Annotated in this window: 22 protein-coding genes and 1 riboswitch; of the genes, 8 read left to right on the top strand and 14 right to left on the bottom strand. The window is 69.5% G+C overall.

The features are described 5' to 3' along the window. Positions 1-29 precede the first annotated feature (29 nt). From ACIOHC_RS29605 to ACIOHC_RS29565, 9 genes are all read right to left on the bottom strand, one after another. Complete coding sequence (locus ACIOHC_RS29605; RefSeq protein WP_401844677.1) at positions 30-788, bottom strand: SDR family NAD(P)-dependent oxidoreductase; 759 nt, start codon at positions 786-788, stop codon at positions 30-32. Positions 789-881: 93 nt separating this feature from the next. Continuing rightward, complete coding sequence (locus ACIOHC_RS29600; RefSeq protein ID WP_401844676.1) at positions 882-2,984, bottom strand: alpha-galactosidase; 2,103 nt, start codon at positions 2,982-2,984, stop codon at positions 882-884. Beyond that, positions 2,981-3,874, bottom strand: a complete 894-nt coding sequence (locus ACIOHC_RS29595) for a carbohydrate ABC transporter permease (protein ID WP_351082343.1) — start codon at positions 3,872-3,874, stop codon at positions 2,981-2,983. Before ACIOHC_RS29595 ends, ACIOHC_RS29600 begins: the two co-directional genes overlap by 4 nt. After that, positions 3,871-4,809 (bottom strand): sugar ABC transporter permease, encoded by a 939-nt coding sequence (locus ACIOHC_RS29590; protein ID WP_351082341.1) that lies wholly within the window; start codon positions 4,807-4,809, stop codon positions 3,871-3,873. The genes ACIOHC_RS29595 and ACIOHC_RS29590 overlap by 4 nt, the downstream gene beginning before the upstream one ends. 1 nt (position 4,810) lies before the next feature. Then, positions 4,811-6,100 (bottom strand): ABC transporter substrate-binding protein, encoded by a 1,290-nt coding sequence (locus ACIOHC_RS29585; protein WP_389637134.1) that lies wholly within the window; start codon positions 6,098-6,100, stop codon positions 4,811-4,813. 159 nt (positions 6,101-6,259) lie between these two features. Then, positions 6,260-8,371 carry a glycoside hydrolase family 27 protein gene (locus ACIOHC_RS29580; protein ID WP_365689977.1) on the bottom strand — a complete coding sequence of 704 codons (2,112 nt, stop codon included), beginning with the start codon at positions 8,369-8,371 and terminating at the stop codon, positions 6,260-6,262. A gap of 993 nt (positions 8,372-9,364) precedes the next feature. Continuing rightward, positions 9,365-9,820, bottom strand: coding sequence for a cupin domain-containing protein (locus ACIOHC_RS29575; RefSeq protein ID WP_401844723.1), 456 nt, complete (start codon positions 9,818-9,820; stop codon positions 9,365-9,367). Between the two features lie 22 nt (positions 9,821-9,842). Continuing rightward, positions 9,843-10,763, bottom strand: coding sequence for an NADP-dependent oxidoreductase (locus tag ACIOHC_RS29570; RefSeq protein ID WP_401844674.1), 921 nt, complete (start codon positions 10,761-10,763; stop codon positions 9,843-9,845). Between the two features lie 8 nt (positions 10,764-10,771). After that, positions 10,772-11,548, bottom strand: a complete 777-nt coding sequence (locus tag ACIOHC_RS29565; protein WP_401844671.1) for a transposase — start codon at positions 11,546-11,548, stop codon at positions 10,772-10,774. Between the two features lie 35 nt (positions 11,549-11,583). Here ACIOHC_RS29565 and ACIOHC_RS29560 point away from each other — a divergent pair, with 35 nt between their 5' ends. From ACIOHC_RS29560 to ACIOHC_RS29535, 6 genes are all read left to right on the top strand, one after another. Next, positions 11,584-11,901, top strand: coding sequence for a hypothetical protein (locus tag ACIOHC_RS29560; RefSeq protein WP_401844669.1), 318 nt, complete (start codon positions 11,584-11,586; stop codon positions 11,899-11,901). 187 nt (positions 11,902-12,088) lie between these two features. Then, positions 12,089-12,499: a VOC family protein gene (locus ACIOHC_RS29555; protein WP_401844667.1), complete on the top strand. Its 411-nt coding sequence runs from the start codon at positions 12,089-12,091 to the stop codon at positions 12,497-12,499. A 5-nt stretch (positions 12,500-12,504) separates the two neighbouring features. Next, positions 12,505-12,687: a hypothetical protein gene (locus tag ACIOHC_RS29550; RefSeq protein WP_401844665.1), complete on the top strand. Its 183-nt coding sequence runs from the start codon at positions 12,505-12,507 to the stop codon at positions 12,685-12,687. 122 nt (positions 12,688-12,809) lie between these two features. Beyond that, a complete protein-coding gene (locus tag ACIOHC_RS29545; protein WP_401844662.1) occupies positions 12,810-13,331 on the top strand; it encodes a helix-turn-helix transcriptional regulator in 522 nt (173 codons plus the stop codon). Continuing rightward, positions 13,331-13,996: a glyoxalase gene (locus tag ACIOHC_RS29540; protein WP_351082325.1), complete on the top strand. Its 666-nt coding sequence runs from the start codon at positions 13,331-13,333 to the stop codon at positions 13,994-13,996. Before ACIOHC_RS29545 ends, ACIOHC_RS29540 begins: the two co-directional genes overlap by 1 nt. A 54-nt stretch (positions 13,997-14,050) precedes the next feature. Next, a complete protein-coding gene (locus ACIOHC_RS29535; protein ID WP_401844660.1) occupies positions 14,051-14,536 on the top strand; it encodes an iron chaperone in 486 nt (161 codons plus the stop codon). A 149-nt stretch (positions 14,537-14,685) separates the two neighbouring features. Here ACIOHC_RS29535 and ACIOHC_RS29530 read toward each other — a convergent pair whose 3' ends face one another. The 5 genes from ACIOHC_RS29530 to rpmF all read right to left on the bottom strand — a co-directional run bounded on the left by ACIOHC_RS29530 (position 14,686) and on the right by rpmF (position 20,042). Continuing rightward, a complete protein-coding gene (locus tag ACIOHC_RS29530) occupies positions 14,686-15,312 on the bottom strand; it encodes a Tn3 family transposase (RefSeq protein ID WP_401844657.1) in 627 nt (208 codons plus the stop codon). Between the two features lie 407 nt (positions 15,313-15,719). Beyond that, complete coding sequence (locus tag ACIOHC_RS29525) at positions 15,720-16,739, bottom strand: alpha/beta hydrolase fold domain-containing protein (RefSeq protein WP_351082318.1); 1,020 nt, start codon at positions 16,737-16,739, stop codon at positions 15,720-15,722. 369 nt (positions 16,740-17,108) lie between these two features. Beyond that, positions 17,109-18,716, bottom strand: a complete 1,608-nt coding sequence (locus ACIOHC_RS29520; RefSeq protein WP_351082316.1) for an ABC-F family ATP-binding cassette domain-containing protein — start codon at positions 18,714-18,716, stop codon at positions 17,109-17,111. 28 nt (positions 18,717-18,744) lie between these two features. Further along, a complete protein-coding gene (locus ACIOHC_RS29515) occupies positions 18,745-19,827 on the bottom strand; it encodes a radical SAM protein (RefSeq protein WP_365689986.1) in 1,083 nt (360 codons plus the stop codon). Between the two features lie 29 nt (positions 19,828-19,856). Further along, entirely contained in the window at positions 19,857-20,042 is a 186-nt protein-coding gene (rpmF, locus tag ACIOHC_RS29510) for a 50S ribosomal protein L32 (RefSeq protein WP_401844653.1), read from the bottom strand. Between the two features lie 1,109 nt (positions 20,043-21,151). On the opposite strand from rpmF, the gene ACIOHC_RS29505 reads away from it, so the two are divergent. Beyond that, entirely contained in the window at positions 21,152-21,841 is a 690-nt protein-coding gene (locus ACIOHC_RS29505) for a hypothetical protein (protein ID WP_401844651.1), read from the top strand. A gap of 705 nt (positions 21,842-22,546) precedes the next feature. After that, the gene (locus ACIOHC_RS29500) at positions 22,547-23,572 is read left to right on the top strand and encodes a cytochrome P450 (protein WP_401844648.1); all 1,026 of its coding nucleotides are present in this window, start codon (positions 22,547-22,549) and stop codon (positions 23,570-23,572) included. Between the two features lie 671 nt (positions 23,573-24,243). Continuing rightward, positions 24,244-24,375, top strand: a riboswitch (cobalamin riboswitch). The last annotated feature ends 2 nt before the right edge of the window (positions 24,376-24,377 follow it).

Below are 24,377 nucleotides of genomic sequence, written 5' to 3'. Positions count from 1 at the left end.
TCTCTGCTGTGCGATGAGTACGGCGGCGCTCAGGCCGAAGCCTTGACGACGGACCAGCCGCCGTCCACGACCAGGCTCGTTCCGGTGATGTAGGACGCTTCGTCGGCGGCGAGGAACGCGATGGCCGCCGCCGCCTCCTGCGGGGTGCCGAACCGGCCCGCGGCGGTCTCGGTGACGCTCCTTCGGCGGTCCTCCTCCGCGACCCGGTCCCAGGCCGCGGTGAGGATGGGTCCGGGCAGCACGGCGTTGACCCGTACCTCGGGTCCGTACTCCGCCGCCAGCTGTCCGCACAGGGAGAGCAGCGCGCCCTTGGACGCCGCGTAGGCGGGGTGTCCGGGGATGCCCTTGTGGGCGTGGACCGAGGAGGTCAGCACCGCGGCACCGCGGTGTTCGCGCAGGTCGCGCAGGACCGCCCGGAAGCCGAGGAAGCTTCCGGTGAGGTTCACCGCGAGCTGGCGCTCCCAGGAGGCGACGGTCATCTCGTGGGCGGGGGCGACGTCGACCGTGTAGGCGTTGCTCACCAGGACGCCGACGGGGCCGAAGGTGTGCGCCGCGGCCACGGCCCGCTGCCAGTCGGCCTCGTCGGAGACGTCCGTACGGACGAAGCGGGCCCGGCCGCCCCGGGCGCGGATGTCCTCGGCGACGCTCTCTCCGGCGCCTTGCGCGATGTCCGCGAGGATCACCGCGGCACCCTCAGCGGCGAGCCGTTCGGCGGTGGCCGCGCCGATGCCCGACGCGGCTCCGGTGACGACGGCCACCTTGTCTGCGAAGCGGGGGTTCTGGTTCATGGGGCGGGTCGACTCCTCGGGGGTTGCTACGTGTTGCCGGCGTGCCGGCGACTCTGGTGACGGCATGTCAGGCGGGTGGCCACTGGTCTGTGGCTACTGCCTGATCAGGACGACGAGTTCCGCGTCGTACTGCGCGGTCCAGGCGAACGGCAGTCCGTAGTGCAGCAGATGGGCGCCGCTGTGGACAGCCCCGGTCTGCTGATCGGTGTAGCGGGCGGCCGGGTCCAGGCCGCGCAGCCGCAGCCGGGCGGCGCGGCCGGGGACGAGCGGCGCCCCGTCCAGGCGTCCGGTGTTCCAGGCGGTGACGGCGATGCGTGTGCCGCTCTCCTCCTCGTACTGGATGCCGCAGGTGGCGTCGGCCGGGGTGCCCAGCAGCCGGACCTCGCCGTTGTGGAGGAGGTCGCGGATCTCCTTGTAGCGGCTCACCCACGCGGCCGCTTCGGTGCGCTGTCCGGCGGACCAGGTACGGATGTCGGCGCCGATGCCCAGGACCCCGGCCATGGCGGTGACGAAGCGGAAGCCGAGGGAGCGGGGTCGGGGGTCGAAGACGCCGGGCGAGTCGGTGACCCAGGAGCTCATGGTGTGCGGGGCGTGTGCGTGCAGATAGCCGTACTGGATGGCGAGGCGGTCCAGCGGGGCGGTGTTGTCGCTGGGCCACACCACGTCCGTACGGGCGAGGGTGGCGTGCTCGATGCGGCCGCCGCCCCCGGCACAGCCCTCGACGGTGACGTGCGGATGGCGGTCGCGCAGATGGTCGAGCACGCGCAGGTATCCGGCGACGTGGGCGGCGTCCAGGTCCTGTTCCTCGACGGGACCGCCGCCCGGCCGGCCGCGTTCGGTGGGCGGGCGGTTCATGTCCCACTTGAGGTAGCTGACGGCGTGGTCGCCGAGGAGCCGGTCGAGGGTGGCGATGACGAAGTCCTGGACGTCCGCGCGGCCGAGGTCGAGGAGCAGCTGCTCGCGCACCAGCGTGGCGGGGCGGCCGTCGATCCGGTAGACCCACTCCGGGTGTTCGGCGTACAGCCGGGACGCCGGGCTGATCGCTTCGGGTTCGACCCACAGGCCGAAGTCCATGCCGGTGGCGCGGACCTCGTCGATGAAGTGGTCGAAGCCGTCGGGGAAGTTCGCCGGGTCGGGGTGCCAGTCGCCGAGGCCGCCGGTCTCGGCGTGCCGGCCGGTGAACCAGCCGTCGTCGACGACGAAGAGTTCGGCGCCCATGTCCGCTGCGATCCGGGCGAGTTCGAGCTGGCCGGCGGCGTCGACGTCGAAGCCGGTCGCCTCCCAGGAGTTGTAGAGGACCTTGCGGGTCCGGTTCATCCGCTCGCCGCTGAGCCGGCGCTCGAAGCGGTGCCAGACCCTGGCCAGGCCGTCGAGGCCCTCCGGGCTGAACGCGCAGGCCAGCCGGGGGGTGGTGAGGGTGGCCCCGGGGGCGAGCCGGACGGCGCCCTCGTGGGGCACCCGGCCGGCCGCGACCCGTACCGCGCCACCGGGTTCGGCGTCGGCCGTCAGGTGCCAGTTGCCCGACCACTCCAGTGCGACGCCGTACGTCGGGGTGTCGCCCCCGTCCGGGGCTGCGGCGTCCTGGACGGCGAGCCAGGGCGCGTAGGCGTGGCCGGGGACGCCCTGCGTGGAGGCCATCTCGAAGCGGCCGCGGGTGAGTTCGAGCTGGGTGCGGGTGAATTCCTGGGACCACTGGCCGGTGAGGCAGGTGAGCCGGGCGCCGTCCGTGACGGGGACGGTGACGGCCGCGGAGTCGATGCGTTCCAGCCGCAGTTCCTCCTCGCCGGTGCAGCTCAGCTCCGTCCAGCGCAGGATCACATCGGTGCCGGGCACGGTCTCGTAGCAGAGGGTCGCGCGCAGTCCCTGCAACTCGTCGGTGAAGTCGAGGCGGAGCGCCCGGTCGCCTTCCCGGTCGGCGGAGTCGAAGGTCCACCAGGTGCCGCGCTCCTGCCCCGGGCGCCGGGCGACGAGTTCGGCTCCGGTGAAGGGGCGCAGCCCGTACGGGAGGTACTCGGCGGGGGCGGCGTCGGCGGGGGTGATGAAGTGGGTACGGTGCGGCCCGCCGAAGGGGGACTCGCCCGTCTCGACGCCGTGCGGGCCCCAGGCGACGAGTTCGGCCCAGCGGCCCCCGCCCGCGATCCGTACCGCGTAGGTGGTGTTCTCGGTGCGCAACAGCCACCGGTCGTGCGGGCTCACTTCACTGCTCCCAGATTGAGTCCGGCCACGAAGTGGCGCTGGAATTTGAGGAATACGACGACGGTCGGGGCCGCGGCGATCACGGAACCGGCCGCGATGACGTTCCACATGGAGACGTACTGGCCCTGGAGTCCGATGAGCGAGGCGGTGATGGGCATCTGGCTGTCGGTGCGCAGGACGGTGATGGCCCACAGCAGATCGTTGAAGATCCAGGTGAACGACAGGGCGCTGAGCGCGGCCATGGCCGGCTTGGCGAGCGGCAGGATGATCCGGGTGTAGATCTGCCAGGGTCCGGCGCCGTCGATGACCGCGGCCTGCTGGATCTCCGGCGGGACGGACCGCATGAAGCCGTGCAGCACGAAGACGTAGAAGCCGATACCGAAGCCGACCTGGACGCCGATGAGGGCGTACAGCGAGTCGTACAGGCCCAGCAGTTCGCTGAGTTTGGAGACGGGGACCAGCAGGATCTGCGGGGGCAGCAGGTTCCCGCCGAGCATCAGCAGCAGCAGGGTGCGGCGCAGCGGCACATCGTAGCGGCTGAGCGCGAAGGCGGCCGTCGAGGCGAGCAGCAGCGACAGCAGCACCGTCGGTACGGTGACCAGGAGGCTGTTGATCAGGGCGCGCTGCTGTCCGCCGTCGACCCAGGCCTGGCGGAAGCCGTCCAGGGTGAAGGAGTGCGGCAGGCTGCCGACTCCGTGGGCGGCGACGTCGTCGAAGGACCGGACGCTGGTGACCAGGACCAGCGCGATGGGCAGCAGCCACAGCGCGGAGAGCAGCCCGGCGCCGATGTGGAATCCGGCGGTGCCCCAGATCCGGCGTCGTTCGCGCGGTACGGCAGGGGCGGTGCCCTGCGGGTCCGTGCGCGGTGTCGGGGCGTGGGTGGCGGTCATGCGTCGGCCTCCCGGAAGGCGCGGACGAGGTAGGACGCGATCACGCCGAAGGCGAGTACGAAGATCACGACCGCGAGGGCGGAGCCGTAGCCCAGTCGCAGCGACTGGAAGGCGGTGGAGTACATGTAGGTGCTGAGGAGTTCGGAGGAGTGGTACGGGCCGCCGCGGGTGAGTGCCCACACGACGTCGAAGGAGCGCAGCGAGTCGATGACGATCACCGACAGGACGACGGCGTTGACGCTGCTGAGCTGCGGCAGGGTGATGTGGCGGAACTGCTGCAGGCGGGTGGCGCCGTCCACCTTCGCCGCTTCGTAGAGCACCGGGTCGATGCCCTTGAGCCCGGCCAGGTACAGCACCATGACATAGCCGATCTGGCGCCACAGCGCGGGCACGATCACGGCGTACAGGGCGGTGTTCTGGTCGGCGAGCCAGGCGTGGGTGAGGCCGGGGAGCCCGACCGCTTCGAGGGTCTTGTTGATCAGCCCGTCCGGCTGGTACATCGCCTGCCAGACCAGCGCGGTGGCGACGAGCGAGAACACCACGGGCAGGAAGAGCGCGGCCCGGTAGAAGCCGACGCCCCGGCGCTCCTGCTGGAGCAGGAGCGCCGCGCCGAGGCCGAGGGCGGCCGAGAGACCGCCGAAGAGCAGCAGCCAGATGACGGTGTCCAGCGCGGCGGTCCGGAAGACGGCGTCGCCGAACATCTCGCGGAAGTTGGCCAGTCCGACGAACTCCGGGGCGGAGACCCCGTCCCACTTGGTGAACGAGAGGTAGAAGCCCTGGAGCGCCGGCCAGAACACCCAGAACGCCTCGGCGAGCAGCGGCACCAGGACGAATGCCAGGACGACGGGCGGAACCCGGGTCGCCCGCTTGCGGGTCGGAGGCAGGCCCGCGGTGTGCTCCCGGGTCTCCTTCCGTGCTGCGGTGAGTACCGCCATGTCACTGGCTCCAGATCTTCTGCGCGTCCCGCTGCCAGGTGGTGAGGATCGAACCGATCTCCTTGGGCTTGGCCAGGAAGCGGGTGAGCGCGGTGTCGGCGGTGGGGGCGAGGGCGTCGCTGGAGTCGCGGTTGAAGAACTGGGTGATGTCCGCGGCGCCCTCGATCAGCTTGCGGCCCTTGATGACCAGCGGGGTTCCGCTGTCCTTCGCGTCCGGGTGGGTGGGCAGCGAGGTGCCGGAGGATCCCTTGAGGTAGATCTCCTGGGCCTCGGCGGTGGCGAGGTAGCGCAGCAGTTCCCTGGTCTCGTCCTTGCGGCCGGTCCGGGCGCTGGCGAAGTAGCCGTCGGTCGGGGCCTCTTCGGCGAGCGGTACCTTCGGGTCGATGACGGGGAACCGGAAGAAGTCGATGTCGCCGAGCTGGTCCTTGGGGGCGGCATCGGCGAAGAAGGTGCCGATGAGCATCATGCCGGTGCGGCCCTGGAGCAGTGCGGTGGTCGCGTCCTGGAAGGGCAGTGCGGTCCCGTTGGGGTCGAAGTAGGGCAGTGCCTCGCTCCACCGGTCGAAGACCTTGCGGACCTCGGGGTCGTCGAAGCGGTGCTTTCCGGCCAGCAGGTCGCGGTGGTAGGCGGCCCCGTTGATACGGATGTTGAGGTAGTCGAACCAGGAGGAGGCCACCCAGGGGGTGTTGCCGCCTGCGCCGAGGCCGATGGGAGCGACGCCCTTGCTCTTGAGCTTGTCGCACAGGTCGAGGAACTCGTCCCAGGTGCCGGGCTCCTTGACGCCCCACTTGGCGAAGTTGGACTTGCGGTAGAAGACGCCCCACCAGTAGTAGGTGGTCGGGACGAAGACCTTCTTGCCCGCGGAGTCGGTGCACAGCTTCTTCAGCGCGTCCGAGTAGTCGACGAGTTCGGGCTTCTCCCAGATGTCGCTGACATCGAGCAGCAGGTTCTTCCTGGCGTACGACTCCGCCACCGATCCCGGGTACCAGGTGTAGAGGTCCGGCGGGTTGGCCGAGGTGAGGTAGGTCGGCAGCTGTGTACGGAAGGTCTCCGAGGCGACGGTGTTGAGCGAGCCGCGTGCTCCGCCCCTCTTGTTGAAGGCGTCGATGACCTCCTGCATCGCCGACTTGGCCTGCGGTGAGGAGAGGTTGGACTGCAGGGTGACCGCTCCGCCCGAGCTCCCCTTTCCGCCGCTCGACGACGAGGCCACGCAGCCGCTGGTCAACGCGGTGGCGCCGACGGCCGCGGCACCGGCAAGGAAGGTGCGGCGACTCTGTGCTGTGGTGTTCATGGGTCTCCCTGTGCGCCCACGGAACGGGGCCCGGCCCCCTGACGGCCGGGCCCTCGTTCGGCTGATACAGCCTGACGGGGCGGGTGAGCCACCGTCAAGATTAATTACTAATTTATTTTTTCTTGCTTGGGCCGGGCCTGCATCGGGTCGCGCCCTCGCTCAGATCGCGCCCTGACGGATGAGCCCCGCGACACCGCGGAAGGCCGTCAGCACTCTGCCGTCGGGCCCTGCCACGGCGCCCAGTTCCCCGTCGAAGGCCCCGCTGACGAAGGTGTTCTGCCGGGACCAGTCACCCCAGCCGCCGGCGGTGGCATAAGTGCGCTGCCACAGGGTGTAGTCACCGGAGCGGGCATAGAGCCGCACCTGGTCCCCGGTCGCGACGAGCGTGGGGCTGCCGCTCACGGTGCCGCCCAGCGAGGTCCAGTCCGACCAGGTGCCGGACGCCTCCCGCACCCGGGTGCGCACCGAGTCGTCGTCGGCGCGGACAGCCAGATGCGTACGCCCCGCCGCGTCGGTGACGGCCGAGGGCCGCCCGTACAGCGCCGAGCCCTCCGGGCCCTGGAACGCGGTCCAGCCGGTCGCAGCCCCGCGGGTGTGGATCCGCCCGTCCGCGCCCCGGGCGAAGAGGGTCCAGTGACCCGAACTGTCGTACGCGGCGGCCGGGGTGTCGGCGAGCACGCCGCCGAGCTTCTGCCACCGGCCCCAGCGGCCGTCGGCGTAGGAGATCCGGTAGGCGGCGTCATCGGCGCCCCGGGCGAAGACGTCGATCCGGCCGGGCCCGGCCGAGTACGCGGCGGGCGCCCCCGCGATCCTGCCGTGCGTCGGCCCGCCGAGGACGGTGGTCCCCGCGTTCCAGTGCCCGTCGCGCCCGCTGCGCTGCCGCAGCGAACCGTCCGCACCCCGGGTGAACACACTCAGCCGGTCGCCGTCGCGCACCAGTGCGGGGCTCTCGTCGGACCGGGTGCCCAGCGAGGTGCCCGGGGCTTCGTCCCGGCCGCTCAGCGCGAGGAAGGCGGTGCCATGAGCGGGCACCTCCACGGTGTACGAACCGGTGTGCGTGCCGCGGCCCTTCCTGGCCCGCAGGTCCCGCACCCCGACCGGGCCGCCCAGTCCGGTGTCGGCGAAGCTCACGGTGCGCTCGCCGGCCCGGTCGGAGCGGTTGAGGAGCACCACCGCCCGCTTGCCGGAGCCCTTCAGCACCTTGCTGTAGACATCGCCGGTGGCGTCGGTCGCGACGCGCACGCCCTGGATCGCCAGGGGGTCCTGGTCGACCGCGATGATCTCCGGGTTGCGCAAGGTGTCGATCATCCGCCGGGGCAGGGTGCGCGGGTCGGAGCCGATGACCAGCGGGGAGCCCATCTCGGCCCACATCACCAGTTGGGTGGTGGACTCCTCGGCAGTCAGCTCGTAGGCACCGTCCGCCAGCTTGCGCATCGGGATCAGGTAGTCGGGATCGTTGTAGTGGCCCGGCCCCTGCGCCTCCGGGTGCCAGGCGTTGGCGTCCATGTTGCGCAGGATGTTGGGCCACTGACCGGCGGTCGGGGTGCCCCAGGCGATGTCGGTGCCGGTACGCCAGGAGTCACCGGTCGTCGGACCGTACACATAGGCGTTGTGGGCATCCTGCGCCGGTGTGTGCGGCAGGCCCCAGTCGTCGGTCAGCGGGTTGCAGAGATTGAGCAGCATGCGTCGGCCGGACTTGGCGACGGCATCGCTGAACTCCTTGAACGCGGGCCCCGGATCGGTCTTCTCGGTGATCCCGCAGAGGAAGTCGACCTTGATCGCGTCGACCTTCCAGCCAGCGAACTGCTCGGCGTCCTGCCGGTAGTGGCCGCGGCTGCCGAGGCCGCACGTCTTGCCGCCGTCGTAGGTCCCGGCGTCGGTGTAGATACCGGCCCGCAGTCCGCGCTGGTGCAGATGGTCCACCAGGGCGGGGATACCGGAGGGGAAGCGGTCGTGGTGTGCGACCAGCCGTCCCTGATCGTCCCGCGGATCGTCGGCCTGCCATTCGCCGTCCAGCCAGACGATGTCGTAACCGCTGCTCTTGAGACCGCTGCTGACCAGGAAGTCGGCAACTCCCTTGACCTGCGCCTCCGTCGGGGCGCCCAGGCCGTAGTAGGTGTTCCAGCCCATGTACGGGGTCGGGGCGAGGCCGCTGTCGTAGTACAGCGGAGCACCCTGGGCGGGCCGCTGGTCGGCGTGTGCGGCCGGCGCCGACACGGCGACCAGTACGGCCGCACCCAGAGCCGCCGCGGCGCGCCGGGCAGGCCTCATCCTTGCACCTTGCGAAATCAACTGATTCTCCCAGAAGTTGGGGATATCCGGCGCCCGGCCTCCGGAGATCACGGGGCAGCGCCACGGCCAAGACTGTGACGGCTCACCCCACCCCCCGTCAATATTTATTACTAATTAAGTGAAACTTGCGCTCCCGTCAGGGCGTCCGGATCAGAGGTACCGCCGTACTCGCCCGGTCCCCGGGCGGCAATCGGGGCCGGATACCGTTCTCCCGGAGCACGGTCGCGGAGTGGATCGCGCCGGTGCGGGAGTCTCGGTAGCGGGCGACCGGATCCAGCCCCGTCGGCGGTTCAGCGGGGCGGGGTCGCCCGGCCGGGAGGTACGCTTCCAAGCGAGCAGCAGGGCCTCGCCGCGTTCGGCTGCGGTGTCTTGCAGGGCCGCTGGGCCCTCGCCGTCGGGAACCCACAACCGGTCCGGTTCGCCGTGCTGGACGAGGTGATGGACCCGCTTGTACTCGGCCACCAGAACGGCACCCTCGACCGGTTCGGCCTCGGACCACCTGAACAGGTCGCCGCCGATGCCCAGCACTCCGGCCATCGCCACATGGAAGCGGGGCGCGGCGGCACCGGGCGACCGGTGAACTGGTTGGGCACATCGGTCACCCGGTGCCGAGCCGGTGCACCTCCTGGACCAGAGGTTTCAGTCCGGCGGGGAGGCGGTCCGTGGACGGTGTCCAGTCGCCGAGACCGGCCTCCTCGGCGCGGCGGCCCCGAACCAGCCGTCGTCCATGACGAAGAGCACCACGCCGAGCGCACCGCTCGCGCGGCCGGTTCGCGCTGGGCCGATCTTCAGGAGCTCGACCAGAGCGCGTCGAGGCCCGCTGCGGCGGCGGTCTGTTCCACCTCCGCCGACAGGGCGATGAGGGCCTTGTAGGCGACCGGGTGCCTTGCCGATGTCGACACGCCGCGTGGTGGTCATGGTTACTTCGATGTTCGTGTGGCCTGCGCCGCGGGCGCGTCCTGGGGCCGGTGCCTATCGTCGGGGGTCGTCGACCTTGAGCCTGTCTCCGGTGTCGGAGACGAAAATGACCAGGAGCTCGGCCCGTTCGGTCCGGCTGGTGTTCTCCGTGAGGACGTGGTGGGCGCCCGGCCGCTCGACCCAGTTCTCGCCTTGGTGGTAGGTGCGCACAGGCGTGCCGTCGAGCTTGCTGCGCACGGTGCCTTCGAGAACGTAGGCGTAGACGAAAGCCGCCCCGTGCCGGTGCGGCATCGCGCGTGCACCGGGCGGAAAGTCGACGATCGCCGAGGTGAACGTCTTGCCCCTCACGTTCGGCAGGGCTTGCCGGAACAGGGGGGCCAGGGATTCGGTGGGGTGCTTCGGTACCGCGGTCGCGGTCGGCGCCTCGGCTTGGGCGGTGTGGGCCGAGGCGGTACAGCCGGTGGCCCCGGCCAGCTCGGCGACGGCCAGCAGGCCACCGGCGATCGGCATGGTGATCACGAGGGGCCTCCTTTCAGTCCTCGGTGACGCGGATGATCGTCTTCCCGGGGATGCGCGTGGCGGGGGCGAATGCGGCGGGTGCTTCGGCGAGTGGCCGCACGGCACCGACGACCGGCTTGAGCCGGCCGTCCCTCAGCCGCTGGGCGAGGTCGGCGAGCCGGGCGCGGTCGGGTTCGACCACGAAGAAGACCGCCCGCCCGTCCTTGGGCTGGACCTTGGGCGGCATGGCGATGGTGACGAGCGTGCCACCGGCGCGCACCAGGGTGGCCGACCGGTCGAGGATGTCCCCGCCGATCATGTCGAGCACGACGTCGACCGCGCCGACGTCCTCCAGCTTCTCCGTCTGCAGGTCCAGGAAGGTGTCGACGCCCAGGGCGAGCGCCCGGTCCCGGTCGGCGGACCGGCCGGAGCCGATGACGCGGGCCCCGGCCTCGCGGGCGAGCTGCACCGCAATCGAGCCGACCCCGCCGGCGGCGCCGTGGATCAGGACGGTCTGGCCCGTGGTGAGGCGGCCGTGGTCGAACAGGCCCTGCCAGGCGGTCAGCCCGGAGATGGGCAGCGCGGCGGCCACCGTGTGGTCGATATCCGCCGGCAACGGAGCGAGGTTGCGGGCTTCCACCGCGGTGTACTCGGCGAGCGTGCCGTTGCGGGTCCAGTCGGCCAGGCCGAACACCCGCTGGCCGGCGCTCAGGCCGGTGGTGCCGTACCCCAGCTCTTCGACGACGCCCGACAACTCGTGTCCGGGCACGGTCGGCGTCCGGTCGCGGCCCGCGCGATCGGTCCAGGTGCCCGGCCAGTCCAGCTCTCCGGGGGTGAAGCCCGCGGCGTGCACCCGCACGATGACGTCGTTCTCGGCCGCGTGGGGGTAGGGCATGTCCGACAGGGACAGCCCGGCGAGACCGGCGTCACGATCCCGAGCAGTGACGGCTTGCATGACAGTCCTTACTGGGAGTGAGGTTCCCGCTGCGCGGGAGGTGCTGACAGGCTGGTCAGAGAGGGTTGACGAGGTTTCAGGTGCACTGATTCGGCCGCTGCCTGGTTGGCGTAGTACATCTCCCCGAACTCGATGGGACTGGGGCAGCCGAGCCGTTTCTGGATGCGGCGGGGGTCATGAAAGCCGTCGATGCGTTCAGAGAGCGCGAGGTTGGCCTCGGCCCTGGTGGCCAAGACGCGGCCGCGGATGCACTCAGTCTTGACCAGAATCCCAAGGTTCTCCGCCAGGGCGTTGTCGAACGATTCCCCGACCGAGCCCATGGACGCCTGGATTCCGGCCCTGACCAGGGGTGTTGTGAGTTTGATGGACGTGCATCGGCAACCGTGGTCGGCGTGGTGGATGAGCCGGCCGGTGGCGACCTCGCGGCTGGCGCGAGCGTGTCCCAGCGAGGTCAGGACCAGGTCGGCGTCCGCGCGGGCGGAGGTCGCCCGGGCCACCACCCGACGGGAGAACGCGTCCCGGGTCGCCGACAGCCACAGAGGCCCCTCACCGGTGGGGATCACGGTCAGGTCGGTCACCCACAGCCGGTTCGGCTCGTTGGCGGTGAAGTCGCGTGGTACGGGGTCAGGGGCGAGGTCGGCGTCCAGGTCGCGGCGACGACCCTCACCCGCGAGGCAGGTCGAAGCCGCCTGCGGCGACGTCCGCCGGGTGATCGTCCGGCACATGGCAGCGCAGGCCGCTTCCCGGGCCCCGCGGCGTCGGCCGTCGGCCGACGGATGCACCATCCACCCCACCAATCCCACATCCAGTACCGAGGCCGTTGTCCGCCTGGCCCGAGGAGTGGGGTTGCTGGAACTGCGGCGCCATCAACATCACGCCGGACCCGCCCCAGGGCGTCCTCCAGAGTGCTGCGGGCCTGTCGATCGCTCTGGTGGCCTTCTTGAGGTTGCGTGCCGGCGCAGCCTCCGGGCCCGTCCGCGGTGTCGACGTGGACGTTGTCGCGCTCGACGCCGGCCCGCAGCAGGGCGTCGATCTGATGATCGGGCTTCTGGTCGGCGGTCGAGACCGGTGCGTAGCCGATGAACATGTGCCGGAACCCGTCGGCCGCACCGTTCAACGACGTTCATGTCCGACCTGAGTTCCCGACACTGCCGACCTGTGGGTTCAGCCTCCGTTGCCCCTGGAGGGCGGCTGACGGGGTGTCGGGTGCACTGTCGCGGGAAGCGAGCGCGCTCCGCATGACATGCCCGTGAACGTCCGTGCGTGTCCGGATCGATCAGGAATCGAGAAGCGCGGCTCACGGGGTCGCCTCTAGCCTGCTCGTCATGGACATCACCATTCACGCGACTTCTCTTCCGCACGACGACCCGGACGCGTCGCTCGCCTTCTACCGAGACGTCCTCGGCTTCGAGGTCCGCGGCGATGTCGGGCAGGGCAGGATGCGCTGGATCACGGTCGGCCCGGCCGGTCAACCGGGCACATCGATCCTTCTGGCGCCGCCTGCCGCCGATCCCGGCATCACCGAGGACGAGCGCCGCACGATCACCGAGATGATGGCCAAGGGCACCCACGGCTGGATCCTGCTGGCCACCCCGGACCTCGACGCCACGTTCGAGAAGGTGCAGGCCGGTGATACCGAGGTCGTCCAGGAGCCGACCGAGCAGCCCTACGGCGTCCGCGACTGCGCGTTCCGTGACCCCGCAGGCAACCTGGTCCGCATCCAGGAGCTGCGCTGAGCTGTGTGGGTGTCGATGCGGCCGTGCGGGCCGACATCGCGACCACCCACAAGGAACGCGGCGGCGCACCGGAGCGGAAGAGCCTGCCCTGCCCGTCGCCCGCCGGGGCCGCGTCCGGGTCATGCGTTGAACCGGTCATGAGCCCGGACTCCGTCCCGCTGCTGTCCGGCAGTTGCTCGACCGGCTGATCGAGCCCGGCGGGCCGGTCCGCGCCACCGAGCGTCTGGGGGTGCCCTCCGAGGCGGGGCACCCCCAGACGCTCGAAGACGTCGATGGAAATGGAAGACGAAAGACAAAGGGGAGGGCTCTCATGTGTATGCCTGAATGGCGGCGTGCACGCGTCCAGGCGCAGCGCCTGGCTGATCTCGCGCGGCTGCGCCGCGTCCGCGACCGGATCGACAGGGAATACGCGCAGCCGCTGAACGTGGAGGCGCTCGCCCGTGATGTGAACATGTGCGCCGGGCACCTGAGTCGGCAGTTCCGGGGCGCCTACGGTGAGTCGCCGTACGCGTACCTGATGACGCGTCGCATCGAGCGGGCGACAGCGCTGCTGCGGCGGGGCGATCTCAGCGTCACCGAGGTCTGCTTCGCGGTCGGCTGCGCGTCGCTGGGCACGTTCACCACCCGCTTCACCGAGTTGGTCGGCATGCCGCCCGGGACCTTCCGGCGCCAGGCGGCGGGTGTGGCGGCCGACCATGCCGATGTTGCGGGTACGGCCCGCGAGGCGGGGTCGGCGATCAAGGTGGAGGGGATGCCGGCGTGCGTGGCGAAGCACGTCTCAAGACCGGTCAGGAATCGAGAAGCCCCGGCGACCGCTCAGCCCCTAGCGTGATGGTCATGGCAACCACCACTTCCACCGCAGCCAACACGTCCCTCGCGTCCATCACCCTTGAGGTGGCCGACCCCGAGGCCGCCCGCCGCTTCTACAGCGCCTTCGGCGTGGACACGTACATACGCCTGCAGGCGTCCAAGGCGCACTCCACCGGATTCCGCGGCTTCACCCTGGCGCTCACGGTGTCCGGGCCGGCCACCGTCGACGGCTTCGTCGGCGCCGCCGTGGACGCCGGCGCCACGGTGCTGAAGCCCGCCGCGAAGTCGCTGTGGGGCTACGGCGGCGCCGTCCAGGCCCCGGACGGGACGATCTGGAAGATCGCGACCTCGGCGAAGAAGGACACCGGCCGCGCCACCCGCGAGATCGACGAGGTCGTCCTGCTGCTCGGCGTCGCGGACGTGAAGGCCACCAAGCAGTTCTACGTCGGCCGGGGCCTGACCGTCGCCAAGAGCTTCGGTGGCAAGTACACCGAGTTCGCCCCCGGTCAGTCCAGCCCCGTCAAGCTGGCGCTGTACAAGCGCCGTGCCCTTGCCAAGGACCTCGGCGTCCCCGCCGACGGCACCGGCTCGCACCGCATCGTCCTCGGCAGCACCGCCGACACCTTCACCGACCCGGACGGTTTCGCCTGGGAGGCTGCCGCGCCGCTCGCCCACACGCCGTCCTGACTCCCGGCCCCCACAGTCCCGCCCAGCCTGATCCTGTACGAGAGGAAACCTGCCATGCCGTCCACGAAGTCGCCCGCCGAGGACTCCGGCACGACCACCGAGAAGTACAACGGATTCACCGCCGAGGAGCGGGCCGCCATGAAGGAGCACGCACGCGAGGAGAAGAAGGCGGCGGCGCGGCGCGGTTCGTCCCGGGCGGAGAAGGAGGCGGGGGCGGAGCGGGACGTGCTCGCGAAGATCGCCGAGATGCCGGAGGCGGACCGCGTCCTCGCCGAGCGGATCCACGAGATCATCAAGACTGCCGCTCCGGACCTCGCGCCCAAGCTCTGGTACGGGATGCCCGCGTACGCCAGAGACGGCAAGGTCGTCTGCCATTTCCAGAGTGCGGAGAAGTTCAAGTCGAGGTATGCCATGCTCGGCTTCAGCGACCAGGCGGCACTCGACGACGGCGCCATGTGGTCGACCGCCTACGCCGTGAGGGAGCTGACCGCGGCCGAAGAAGAGCGCATCAGCGCGCTTGTCGAGAAGGCGGTGGGCTGAGACCGGCCGGGGAAGAACCGGCGACGAAAGAGACCGAGCCGTGGAACCGTGAAAAATGTTCGCACGCTTGGCACAAAGGTCGCCACGGCCCGGCTGGTTCCGCAGGAAGGCGAACCGCAACGCGTCAGTTCTGCCCCGCACCGACGCGCTCAGCCCGGCAATGCTGAGGCGGACTCCGGGAGCCTGGCCTGCGACACACTGACCGAAAGCCCCAGGTCGAGTCGCTTGTCCATGCCGAGCCGGAGTGTTCCGTACGGGTTGATGTTCGACCAGAACGGCGCGGTCAGCCCGTGCCGGTTCTCATTGCTCGGCTTCTTCGCCCAGGCCGGTTCGGCGAGCGCCGGCTGGAGCAGCAGGGTGCTGATGTGCACGAGACTGCTCTGGAGCAGGTGCAGGGCGAGCATCGAGGTCTCGGCGTGCTTCTTGTCCGGGCCGGTCAGGGCGCCGCCCTTGCCATGCCGGTCCTCCACCAGCTCGACCGGGCACACCTCCGCGGCCGGCCACGCCGTCAGCTGTTTCTCGTCCTCCGGCGTCGCCGGCCGGAACCCCAGAGCCTCCCGGACCTGCGCGCGGTGGTACTCGGTAGTCCGGCCGGTCAGTGAGCACTTCGCGAAGTCGGCAGCCGGCTTCCCCCGGGCCGGCGACCTACTCCACGGCGGCGGCCAGTATCTCCTCCAGCAGATCGGGAACCGGCCCTCGATCTCGAAGAACTTCAGCATCAGGCAGAGGCCGAGCCGGGTTCCCCGGTCTTGTTGGCCACCAGCGGGCGTGCTCATCGGGGCATTGCGCGAGGCGCCCTGCAACTACATAGACGTCCGGGACATCGCCGACGTCCACGCACGCGGCCGGGACACCGCAGCCGGCGACATCAACGCGGATGACGACGACGCCGTCCTGGAACAGCGCCTCGTCCAGATCTGGGCCGCACCCTGGGCAGCGGAGATCCGGCACCGGCTCACCGACCAGTTCGGTCGGCGAAGCCGCACTGTCGGCCTTGCTGAATACGCAGAAACGAAAGCCGGAGAAACAGCACACGGGGCACAAGTACCCGCACCTGACCAGCACCAGCACAACCGCCCTCTGCGCACCGAACTACGCGGCCGCCCTCCCCTGGCGCATTTCGTCACCTCCAGTCCGTGGAGCCCGGCCCAACTGCGGGCCCGGCCGGCACGGCGGATGTACGTCAAGACGCTCCGCGGACCTCTCGGCTCAGCAGACGGCAGAGCCAACGGAAGCGGGTCCGGCGGGCGTCTCGGGAGACTTCGGCGTGCGGCGCCAATTGGTCGAAGCCGTGGAAGCCGCCTGACCATACGTGCAGTTCAGCATCTCCGCCGGCTTGCCAGATGCGCGTCGCGTACTGGACGCATTCGTCACGAAAGGTCTCTGCGGCACCGGCGTCGACATAGGCGGGCGGCAACTGGGACAGGTCCGCCGCGCGGGCGGCCGCGGCATAGTACGAGACCTGCGAGCTTTCCCTGTCCTTGCCGAGAAGAGCCGTCCAGCCCAGGCTGTTGGCACGGCGGTCCCACACGCCCAGTCCGGTCATCTGGTGTGCTGAGGGACTGTCGTTGCGGTCGTCGAGCATGGGACACATCAGCAACTGGCCAAGAATGCCGGGACCCTTTCGGTCGCGGGCCATCAGGGCCAGAGCAGCCGCGAGGCCTCCGCCGGCGCTGCCGCCGACGGCGATGACACGTCGGCGGTCCACGCCGAGTGTGCCGGCATGGCGGGCGAGCCACAACAACCCGGCGTAGCAGTCCTCGATCGCCGCCGGGTACGGGTGTTCAGGTGCCAGCCGATAGCCGACGGATACGACCGCCAGCTCAAGGGGCTCAGCCCACTCGTGGAGGATCGTCTGCATTCCGGTGCGGTTGGATCCACCGATCATGCCTCCGCCGTGCATGTGGTAGATGACCGGCGCTTGTTGGCATAGGCCGGTGGGGCGTGCGAAGAGGAGTGAGACGTCCGGTGCTCCGTCCGGGCCGGGGGCGAGGAACTCTTGGATCTCGAACCTGCCGTGGTCGCGCAGTTCCTTGAGTGAAGGGTCTGTCGTGGTGAGTTGCGCACGCCACCGGGGGATGTCATCAGCCGACGTCGGCGCGTTCTCCTGGGGCGCACCCAGGTTCTCCAACTCCGCGTTGAGTTCGGGGGCGAAGGGCACGGGCGGGGCCGTGAGCTGCGTCTGGTTTCGGTTGCTGCTCATACGTCTTTCATCCTCTCGATGTGTTCGCCGAAGATCTTGGAACAGAGCGGACAATGCCGTGAGCCGGGTACGACGTCGTGGCTGAAGAGCGGTCGATCGGTTGGTTGCCGCAGAGGGTGTTGATGCCGAGCACCGCCAGGTCACCCGGCCGTATCCGACACTCACCGAAGTCGCTGCGGAAGATTGGCGGAGCCCCGCAGATGAAGACGCGGCGCGCCCGGCCGTACACCACGGGCGCCACGGCGCCGGTGAGCGTGTGATGGCGCGCATGGGTCGGCGCGTGGACAGCGGCGTGCGAAGGAGGAGGCGGGTCAACCATGTGAGGACCCGCCTCCTGGCTCGCTTGTCGTAATGGCTGATCCAAGACGGTCAGATGCCCAGCTCTCGGCGCTGATGCATCCGTCCGTTTCTGTCGAGCTCGATGACGGTGTCGACGCCGATCCGTTCGAGGAACGCGAAGTCGTGGCTGACGATGAGGAGCGCGCCGTGGTACGCGTCGAGGGCTTCGGCGAGTTGGTCGACGCTGGCGATGTCGAGATTGTTCGTCGGCTCGTCCAGGATCAGCATCTGGGCAGGCGGCGCGGCCAGGAGGAGCCGGGCGAGCGAGACCCGGAATCGCTCCCCGCCGGAGAGTGTGCGGACGGGGCGGTCCACGCTGTCACCGCGAAGGAGCAGCCGGGCGAGCTGATTGCGGATGGTGCCGGCCGGCGTTCCTGGGGCGACAGCCTGCACGTTCTCCATCGCGCTCGCGTCGTCATCGAGCCCATCGAGGCGTTGCGGGAGGAAACCGATGAGTTCGGTGACAAGGCGGCCGTGCGGTCGCCCCGGAGTCGGCTCGACACGCTGAACGAGCTGCTCGATCAGGGTCGACTTCCCGGCACCGTTCGCGCCGACGAGCGCCACCCGTTCCGGGCCCTGTATCACGACGGTTCGGCCCTCATCCTCCAGTTCCGCCAGCCGTCGTCCGCGTGGGACGTCCGGATCGGGCAGGACGAGATGGATGTGCTCCTCGTCGCGGACGCGTGCGTCCGCGACGTCGACGGCGGCCTGTGCGGCCTGGACCTTGCTGTCGAGAGTGGAGCGCAGTGATCCCGCGGATGCCTGAGCCCTGCTGGCGCGGTTGCCGGCGAGGATCTTCGGGATGCCGCCGTCCTTCTGGGTCTTCTTCCCTGTCCGCTCACGGCGCGCCAGCTTCGTCTCCGCCTCGATGCGTTGCCGCTTCTCGACCTTGAGTGCCTGCTGAGCCGAACGTGCGGCCTGCGCCGCTGCCGCCTGCTCCTGTTCCTGGTGCTCCTTCCATGCGCTGTACGGGCCGCCGAACGTGTCCAGGGTGCCGCCGTAGAGCTCGGTGGTGTTGTCCATGTGCTCCAGCAGTTCGAGGTCGTGGCTCACGACGACGAGTGTCCCGGGCCACTGGCCGACGAACTCGGCAAGCTTGGCGCGCGTGGCGCGGTCGAGGTTGTTGGTGGGCTCGTCGAGCAGCGTGATCGGGGTGCGACGGATGCGCAGCCCGGTGATCGCGATGAGCATTCCCTCTCCACCGGAGACCTCGGCCACGCGGCGGCCGAGGTCTGCGGCGGAGAACCCGATCTGATGCAGCGCTTCGTCGGCACGGGACTCGATGTCCCAGTCGTCACCGATCACATCGAAGTGGCGTTGGTCGACATCGCCGGACTCGATCGCCTTCATCGCGTCGAGGATCCCGTGGATGCCGAGCAGCTCGGCGATAACGGTGTCCTGCCGCAGTGTGAGCGTCTGCGGCAGGTAGCCGACCTCGCCCACGGTGTCGATCTGCCCGGCAGTCGGCCGCAGGTCACCGGCGATGAGCCGGAACAAGGTGGATTTGCCGGCGCCGTTGCGGCCGATCAGCCCGGTTCTACCGGCAGTGAAGGTGCCGTTGACACCGGCGAGCGCGACGGTGCCGTCGGGCCACTCGAAGGTCAGATCGCGCAGCGTGATGGCGGACTTCGTGGACATGGGCAGTGCTTCTTCCTTCTCTCGCCCGTCAGCCAACGGGCGTGACGGGGATCAGTTCTGTGTCGACCGGGGCAGCCCCCGGTGAAGGCGTGGCGAAGTACCTCGCGTGCAATTGCCCGCAGGCGGCGTCGATGCCCGTGCCGAACTGGCCCCGTCTGGTCGCGTGCACACCGCGCGCGGTGAGCCCGCGCACGAACTCGTCCACGCGGGTCGAGGACGGTGCGCGATACTCCGGCGCTGCGCCGGCCGCCTCGTTGTAGCGGATGACGCTGACGTGGAACAGCTCGGGCCTGGAGCGCTGGTGGACCAGCTCGGCAAGGGCAGCGCGGTGGTCGTCGCTGTCGTTGACGCCGGCAATGAGCAGATGGGCCAGGTAGACCTTGCGACGACTCGTGGCAGCGTGCCGGTCGAGAATGTCGAGGCTCTGTGCGAGCGGGAACGTCTCCTCGAGCGGGATGATCCGCGCCCGCTCCTGCGGAAACGGCGAGTGCACCGAGAGCGTGACCGTCACCTGCGGGTGCTCATCCACGAGGCGTGCGAGATTCGGTGCGAACCCGACCGTAGAGACCGTGACCCGTCGCGCGGACATGCCGGCGTAGGCGGCGTCGGTCAGCAGCGTCAGCGCGTCGAACACATGCGGGTTGGCAAGCGCCTCGCCCATGCCCATGAACGCGACGCTGGCCGGCCTCTGCAGGCCCGAGCGCGTCCAACGTGGATGCATCACCTGTGCGACGATCTCGTCCGCCGTGAGGTTGCGGATCAGGCCGACCGCCCCAGTGGCGCAGAAGGTGCAGCCCAGACCGCATCCGGCCTGCGACGAGATGCACATGGAGTCCCATCCGGCTCGATAGTGCGAGACGACGGTCTCGATCCGCGCTCCGCTGTCCGATGCGAACAGCACCTTCTCGACCTGCTCGTCCCGTTGCACCTCCAGCGGAGTCAGCGGGTGCAGCCGCGGCCCGAACCGCTCCGCGAGCTCGCCGCGAAGGAGCGCCGGGAGGGCGTGGACGTCGGCGAAGGTCTCGGCCGTCGAACTCTGCCACGCGGTGATGAGCTGGTGAAACCGGAACGCGGGCATGCCCGTCTGCGCGAGGTGATCGCGAATGCGCATCCAACGGCTCCTTGCGGTCAGGACGGTGCTCATGCGTCACCACCCGTAGGAGGCAGGACCTCACGCCCCCGGTAGAAGCCGCAGTGCTGGCAGGCGCGATGCGGAGGCGTGTCCTTGCCGCAGGCGGGATTCGTGCAGGTGGTGGGGGCCGGAGCGCCGGTCTTCCAGTGCGCCCGGCGTTGACGAGTGCGGGAACGAGAGGTGCGATGTTGCATGGCAATGCCCTTCGTGAACGAGTTGTATGAGCCAGCGGAACTGGCCTGACAACCGACCACGGGGCCGTGTGTCGATGCGGCGAGAGGTGCGAGTGGAACTGGCAGAGAGCCACGCTCCTGCGGCATGGGAGCCGCTCCCGAATGCCGGGCAGGAGGAGGTTGCATGTCTAGCAGGTCGTAGTCGCGCGTTCGCAGTCATGCACCCGGGACCGAGGTCGGTGCGATGCGAACGTGCCGGCGAGATTCACGCGGCGGTGTCAACGCCCGGGAAGGGCGGACTCACGCACGTGCATTGAGAAATGATCGTTCACCGATGTGGACGATGCCCACACGAGTGAAAGCCACCGGCAGTTCGGTGGCTAGACTCTGTCTACCTCAATCAGTCCCATGCCTGCCATCCTATCAGCCTCGCGTTGCCGGTCAGTACGCAGCCGTATCCGTCAGTGGCTTGTGCAGCAGCCAGCGGTCCGGGCATGCCTCAACTCCTCATCAGTACACGCTCGATGGTCGTGCCGTACCCTCACGCCAGCCGCTCTCCGCGCTGGTCGGGGCCCACAGCAGGCTCAACATCTCTCGCTGAGCATTTCGCCCTGTTTCATAGTGAGTGATGGCGATTCAGTAGTCCTGGTATTACGGAACGGGAGGGGCGGTCGAGCCGAGAGTGCTCGCTGTGACGGCTGAGGGCCGTTTCGTTCCGGCATCTCCCGCCTCCCCCACCACTCCCCCGGCAACAGCCCTTGCCCCCTGGTCGTGTCGGGCGCCGCGCGGTACATCGGAAACACGACCTCGCACGACGGGTATCCCAGCGACCTGTCGGACGAACGGCTGCGCAGGCGAGAACAGCGAAACTCACCTACAAAGCCAGACAGCCACCAGCCGGACGTGATGGCGGACTTGTTCACCCCGGACGCCCTCTTCCAGGGCTTCGGGCCGACGGTCGTCGCCGGTCGCGACGGCGTGCGGGAGCACTGCGCGGCAGTCCCGGACGCTCGGCACGCGGTCAGTGGAACACATCGAACCGTGTCGCCTCAGCACGCGGAACTTGACAGGGGAAACCCGTCGGCGAGCGCATCTGTCACGCCACCGCTACCGCCGGCACACCTGTCGAGATGGTGCACACCCTCCTCGACGCGCTGGTTTCCGATTCCGGCGCAGCGGTCGACTTGGACGACGGCGTGAGCGAACAGGTCATCGCACGCGCCACGGGCCCCCCAATTACAGACTCGGGCTGCACCACCCACACACCGGCCCGCACCAGCACCGCCCGCCGGCCCGCGCCGCACACTCCGACCAACCCGCTGCGGCCACCGCAGCGCACAGTCAGGAGGGCCGACGATGTACAGCGGGCCTTGTGCGCCGATGGCGAGAGCGGCGTGCCGCAGCCGCGGGTCGGGCAGGACGCTTTACCGCTGGGCACGAAGCCCTGCCTCCAAGGGCGGGGTGGTCAGCGGTGCAGGGGGCTCGGCGGCTTGACCGCCGACCCCGGTGGACCGATTACCGGCACCGGCGTGGTGGAGGGCAGTTTTCCAATCAAGGGCGGCCATATGGTTCCGCCGAACGGATGCGGTGAGGTGGCATTCACCATGAAACTCACCCTCGACGGCGACTGGAACGCGACGGTGACGGGCGATCCACTGCGCATCACCCCGCGCTTCTGTGCCTTGAGCACTCGTGCGCTGATCACGGAGCACATGGATTCGCCGCCGGAGCGGGGGCGGAGCACGATGTGCAGCATGTGGTCGGTGATCGCAGGGGGGCGGCCGCTGTGCGGAGCGTTGGTGCCCCCGGTCTTGAGGTGACCGGCGTCGCCACACCTCGCGGCCGGGGGCGCGGCACTGACATCCAGCACCGGGGCGACGATGGCCTGCTGCGCGCCCAGCCCGCAAGCACGCGCCTCATATCCACGCGTGCGACTGATGCTCCGAATGTGACATATATGGCGTGAGTGGAAATATGGGATGCGTGGTAGTTGGTGCTGGCGAGAACTTCTTTACTGAACCCTCTACTGGGAGGGCTCAGGCAGGCGAGAGGAGCGCATCATGATCGCCAAGCTGCTCGGCAAGCTGTCCTTCACCCGCCACTACGGTGCCTACGGGGAACACGACTGGGGTGCGTAAGGCGGCGACGACCGGGTCTGACCGCACTGCCGGCGGGGCCCCCGGGCGCCCGCCGGCTCCTGGCCACCGACGATTTCGACCTGGCCAGGTACGAGAGTCAGAAGCGATCCCATGGGCCGAATGAATGAGCCGCCGCGGTTGCCCGAAGGCAGCTTCGCGGCCTGGAGCCGCGACCGGCTGGCATTGGCGCGCCGTGGCGCCGCCGAGTGCGGGGACGTCTGGCAACTGGAGCCGGGGGTCTACGTAGCCGCTACGGCCGGGCCGTGTGAAGCAGTCCTGCACCGCGCGCAGGACTTCCCCAAGCCACCCTCGCCTCTCTTCCCGCCGTTGAAGCGGTCGAGCGCAGCACCCGCGCCTGAGGAGCGTGCGCACGCTCACGCCGCCCGCATGCGCGGACTACGCCCGCAGGCGGTTGCAGCCCGGATCGGTGAGATAGCGCCCAGGACCGCTCAATTTGCTGACCAGTGGCCCACGGGCCAGGACGTCGAGATTCTGCCCCCGGTCCGACACGCCCTGGCACAGATCGGCGTGCGCTACCTCTTCTCCGAAGACGCTCCCACCCTGCTGCCCTTTGCCTCACAGCTCTTCCTGGCCCGGGAGGTGCTCGTACGCCCCTCGCGCTGGGTATGGCCGCGCTGGGTCCCCACACCGGCACGGCGGTTCCGCACACGGCAGCAAGTCGCCTTCGTTGACGCTTTGCGGCCCATCGTCCGCCGGCGCCGTTCGTCGGGCCGGCTCGGTGACGACGTGCTGGGACAGATGCTCCGGCCCTCCTCCCACTATGGCCTACTGCCGGAAGAGGCCATCCTCGACCCTCTCCCCGGAATCACCCTCGCCACCTTCGAGACACCTTCCCGGGCAGCCGGATGGATTCTGCTCCACCTGGCCCGGTACCCCCAGGCAGCGGGCCGCGTCGCGGCCGAAGCCGCCTTGCTGCCCGCGGACCCGGCCGCGACGACCAGCACCCACCTCGACAGCCTGCAATACACCCAGGCACTGGTACGCGAGGTACTCCGACTGCACCCCCCGAGCTGGCTGCTGACCCGGCGCGCCACGCGGCAGACTCAGCTCGCCGACTACACCATCAATGCCGGGTCCACCGTTCTTGTCTGCCCCTACACCGCCCACCGCGACGCACGGGAACACCCCGAGCCGGACCGGTTCCGGCCCGAGCGCTGGCTCGATGATTCGGGCTCGCCGGCGAAACCCGGGGTCTTCCTCTCCTTCGGTACCGGGCCGCATGGCTGCGAAGGAGCCGCTCTGGCCATGGCGATGCTGACGCTCCTGACTGCGCAGACCGCCCGCCGTTACCACTTGAGCGAGCCGCCCGGACCAGAACCCAGCTACCAGCTCGCCACCTTCGAAGGTCTCGCAACGGTCGGCTTGCGCCTGCGTGCCACCTTGCGCAGCTGAGGGCAGTCCCGCTTTCGGTGACAGTCCGCCTCCACGGCGAACTCGCCGCCTCGACGGATGGTCTGGGGTCCGCGCCGGGCGTTGCGCCCGTCACGATGACGGACATTCCGGCATCGGCCAGCCGCTTGGCGACCCCACGTCCCGGGTGAAGCCGGGGGACATGCGTGCGACCGAACGCCTGACGACTCATCACGTATGCCTCTGTCTACCAAAACGTCTGGTGACACAACGGCCTCCGGAGCCGTGTGCACTGGTACCGACCTTCATTCCGATGAGGCCCGGCGTCCTTCCATATCGCGAGCGAGCTGTCGAGCCGCGAAGCAAACCTTCCGAGCGGGGGCCGGACCCACCCAGGTCCCGTGGTAGCCGTCACCCGGTCAGCAAGCCGGGGCCCCTCCGCGCCCAATGCCGGCCATTTGCTGACCCGGACGGCCCCATCACTCCTCTGACCTGCACAGATGACCAAGCGATAGATCTTGCTTGAGCATCGTGCGCAGCATTCTGCACTCCCGGAAGAGGGCTCCCTGTCGGTTTTCTGCAGGTCCAGGGCGCTCTTCACGACGGCACAACCGCCTGAACATTGATCAGATGCCCTCGGTCGTCACGGACATCGACGTCCGGGGTCGAGCGGGACCAGCAGCGCGAGGGGCAGGCCCTGTCTGAATACGCGGTCTGACAGAATGGGCTCCGGAACTCAGGCGACGCGCGTCAGGAAACCGGTGTGAATCCGGTACGGTCCCGCCACTGTGACCGGGCTGCATCAGCCCGGAAGCCAGATACTGACCGCGCCGCCTTCTCGTACAAC

This window comes from Streptomyces sp. NPDC088252 (genome assembly GCF_044740965.1).
GTDB lineage: Bacteria > Actinomycetota > Actinomycetes > Streptomycetales > Streptomycetaceae > Streptomyces.
Note: the sequence above shows the minus strand (reverse complement) of the source record. Positions and strands in the feature narration are given on the sequence as shown.

What these genes read in the sequence shown, in the direction of transcription:
- ACIOHC_RS29605 (WP_401844677.1), bottom strand. Translation starts at nt 788, where the DNA reads ATGAACCAGAACCCCCGCTTCGCAGACAAGGTGGCCGTCGTCACCGGA.
- ACIOHC_RS29595 (WP_351082343.1), bottom strand. Translation starts at nt 3,874, where the DNA reads ATGACCGCCACCCACGCCCCGACACCGCGCACGGACCCGCAGGGCACC.
- ACIOHC_RS29590 (WP_351082341.1), bottom strand. Translation starts at nt 4,809, where the DNA reads ATGGCGGTACTCACCGCAGCACGGAAGGAGACCCGGGAGCACACCGCG.
- ACIOHC_RS29585 (WP_389637134.1), bottom strand. Translation starts at nt 6,100, where the DNA reads ATGAACACCACAGCACAGAGTCGCCGCACCTTCCTTGCCGGTGCCGCG.
- ACIOHC_RS29580 (WP_365689977.1), bottom strand. Translation starts at nt 8,371, where the DNA reads ATGAGGCCTGCCCGGCGCGCCGCGGCGGCTCTGGGTGCGGCCGTACTG.
- ACIOHC_RS29575 (WP_401844723.1), bottom strand. Translation starts at nt 9,820, where the DNA reads ATGCCGATCGCCGGTGGCCTGCTGGCCGTCGCCGAGCTGGCCGGGGCC.
- ACIOHC_RS29570 (WP_401844674.1), bottom strand. Translation starts at nt 10,763, where the DNA reads ATGCAAGCCGTCACTGCTCGGGATCGTGACGCCGGTCTCGCCGGGCTG.
- ACIOHC_RS29565 (WP_401844671.1), bottom strand. Translation starts at nt 11,548, where the DNA reads ATGGTGCATCCGTCGGCCGACGGCCGACGCCGCGGGGCCCGGGAAGCG.
- ACIOHC_RS29555 (WP_401844667.1), top strand. Translation starts at nt 12,089, where the DNA reads ATGGACATCACCATTCACGCGACTTCTCTTCCGCACGACGACCCGGAC.
- ACIOHC_RS29545 (WP_401844662.1), top strand. Translation starts at nt 12,810, where the DNA reads ATGTGTATGCCTGAATGGCGGCGTGCACGCGTCCAGGCGCAGCGCCTG.
- ACIOHC_RS29540 (WP_351082325.1), top strand. Translation starts at nt 13,331, where the DNA reads ATGGTCATGGCAACCACCACTTCCACCGCAGCCAACACGTCCCTCGCG.
- ACIOHC_RS29535 (WP_401844660.1), top strand. Translation starts at nt 14,051, where the DNA reads ATGCCGTCCACGAAGTCGCCCGCCGAGGACTCCGGCACGACCACCGAG.
- ACIOHC_RS29530 (WP_401844657.1), bottom strand. Translation starts at nt 15,312, where the DNA reads ATGAGCACGCCCGCTGGTGGCCAACAAGACCGGGGAACCCGGCTCGGC.
- ACIOHC_RS29525 (WP_351082318.1), bottom strand. Translation starts at nt 16,739, where the DNA reads ATGAGCAGCAACCGAAACCAGACGCAGCTCACGGCCCCGCCCGTGCCC.
- ACIOHC_RS29520 (WP_351082316.1), bottom strand. Translation starts at nt 18,716, where the DNA reads ATGTCCACGAAGTCCGCCATCACGCTGCGCGATCTGACCTTCGAGTGG.
- ACIOHC_RS29515 (WP_365689986.1), bottom strand. Translation starts at nt 19,827, where the DNA reads ATGCGCATTCGCGATCACCTCGCGCAGACGGGCATGCCCGCGTTCCGG.
- rpmF (WP_401844653.1), bottom strand. Translation starts at nt 20,042, where the DNA reads ATGCAACATCGCACCTCTCGTTCCCGCACTCGTCAACGCCGGGCGCAC.
- ACIOHC_RS29505 (WP_401844651.1), top strand. Translation starts at nt 21,152, where the DNA reads ATGGTGCACACCCTCCTCGACGCGCTGGTTTCCGATTCCGGCGCAGCG.
- ACIOHC_RS29500 (WP_401844648.1), top strand. Translation starts at nt 22,547, where the DNA reads ATGCGCGGACTACGCCCGCAGGCGGTTGCAGCCCGGATCGGTGAGATA.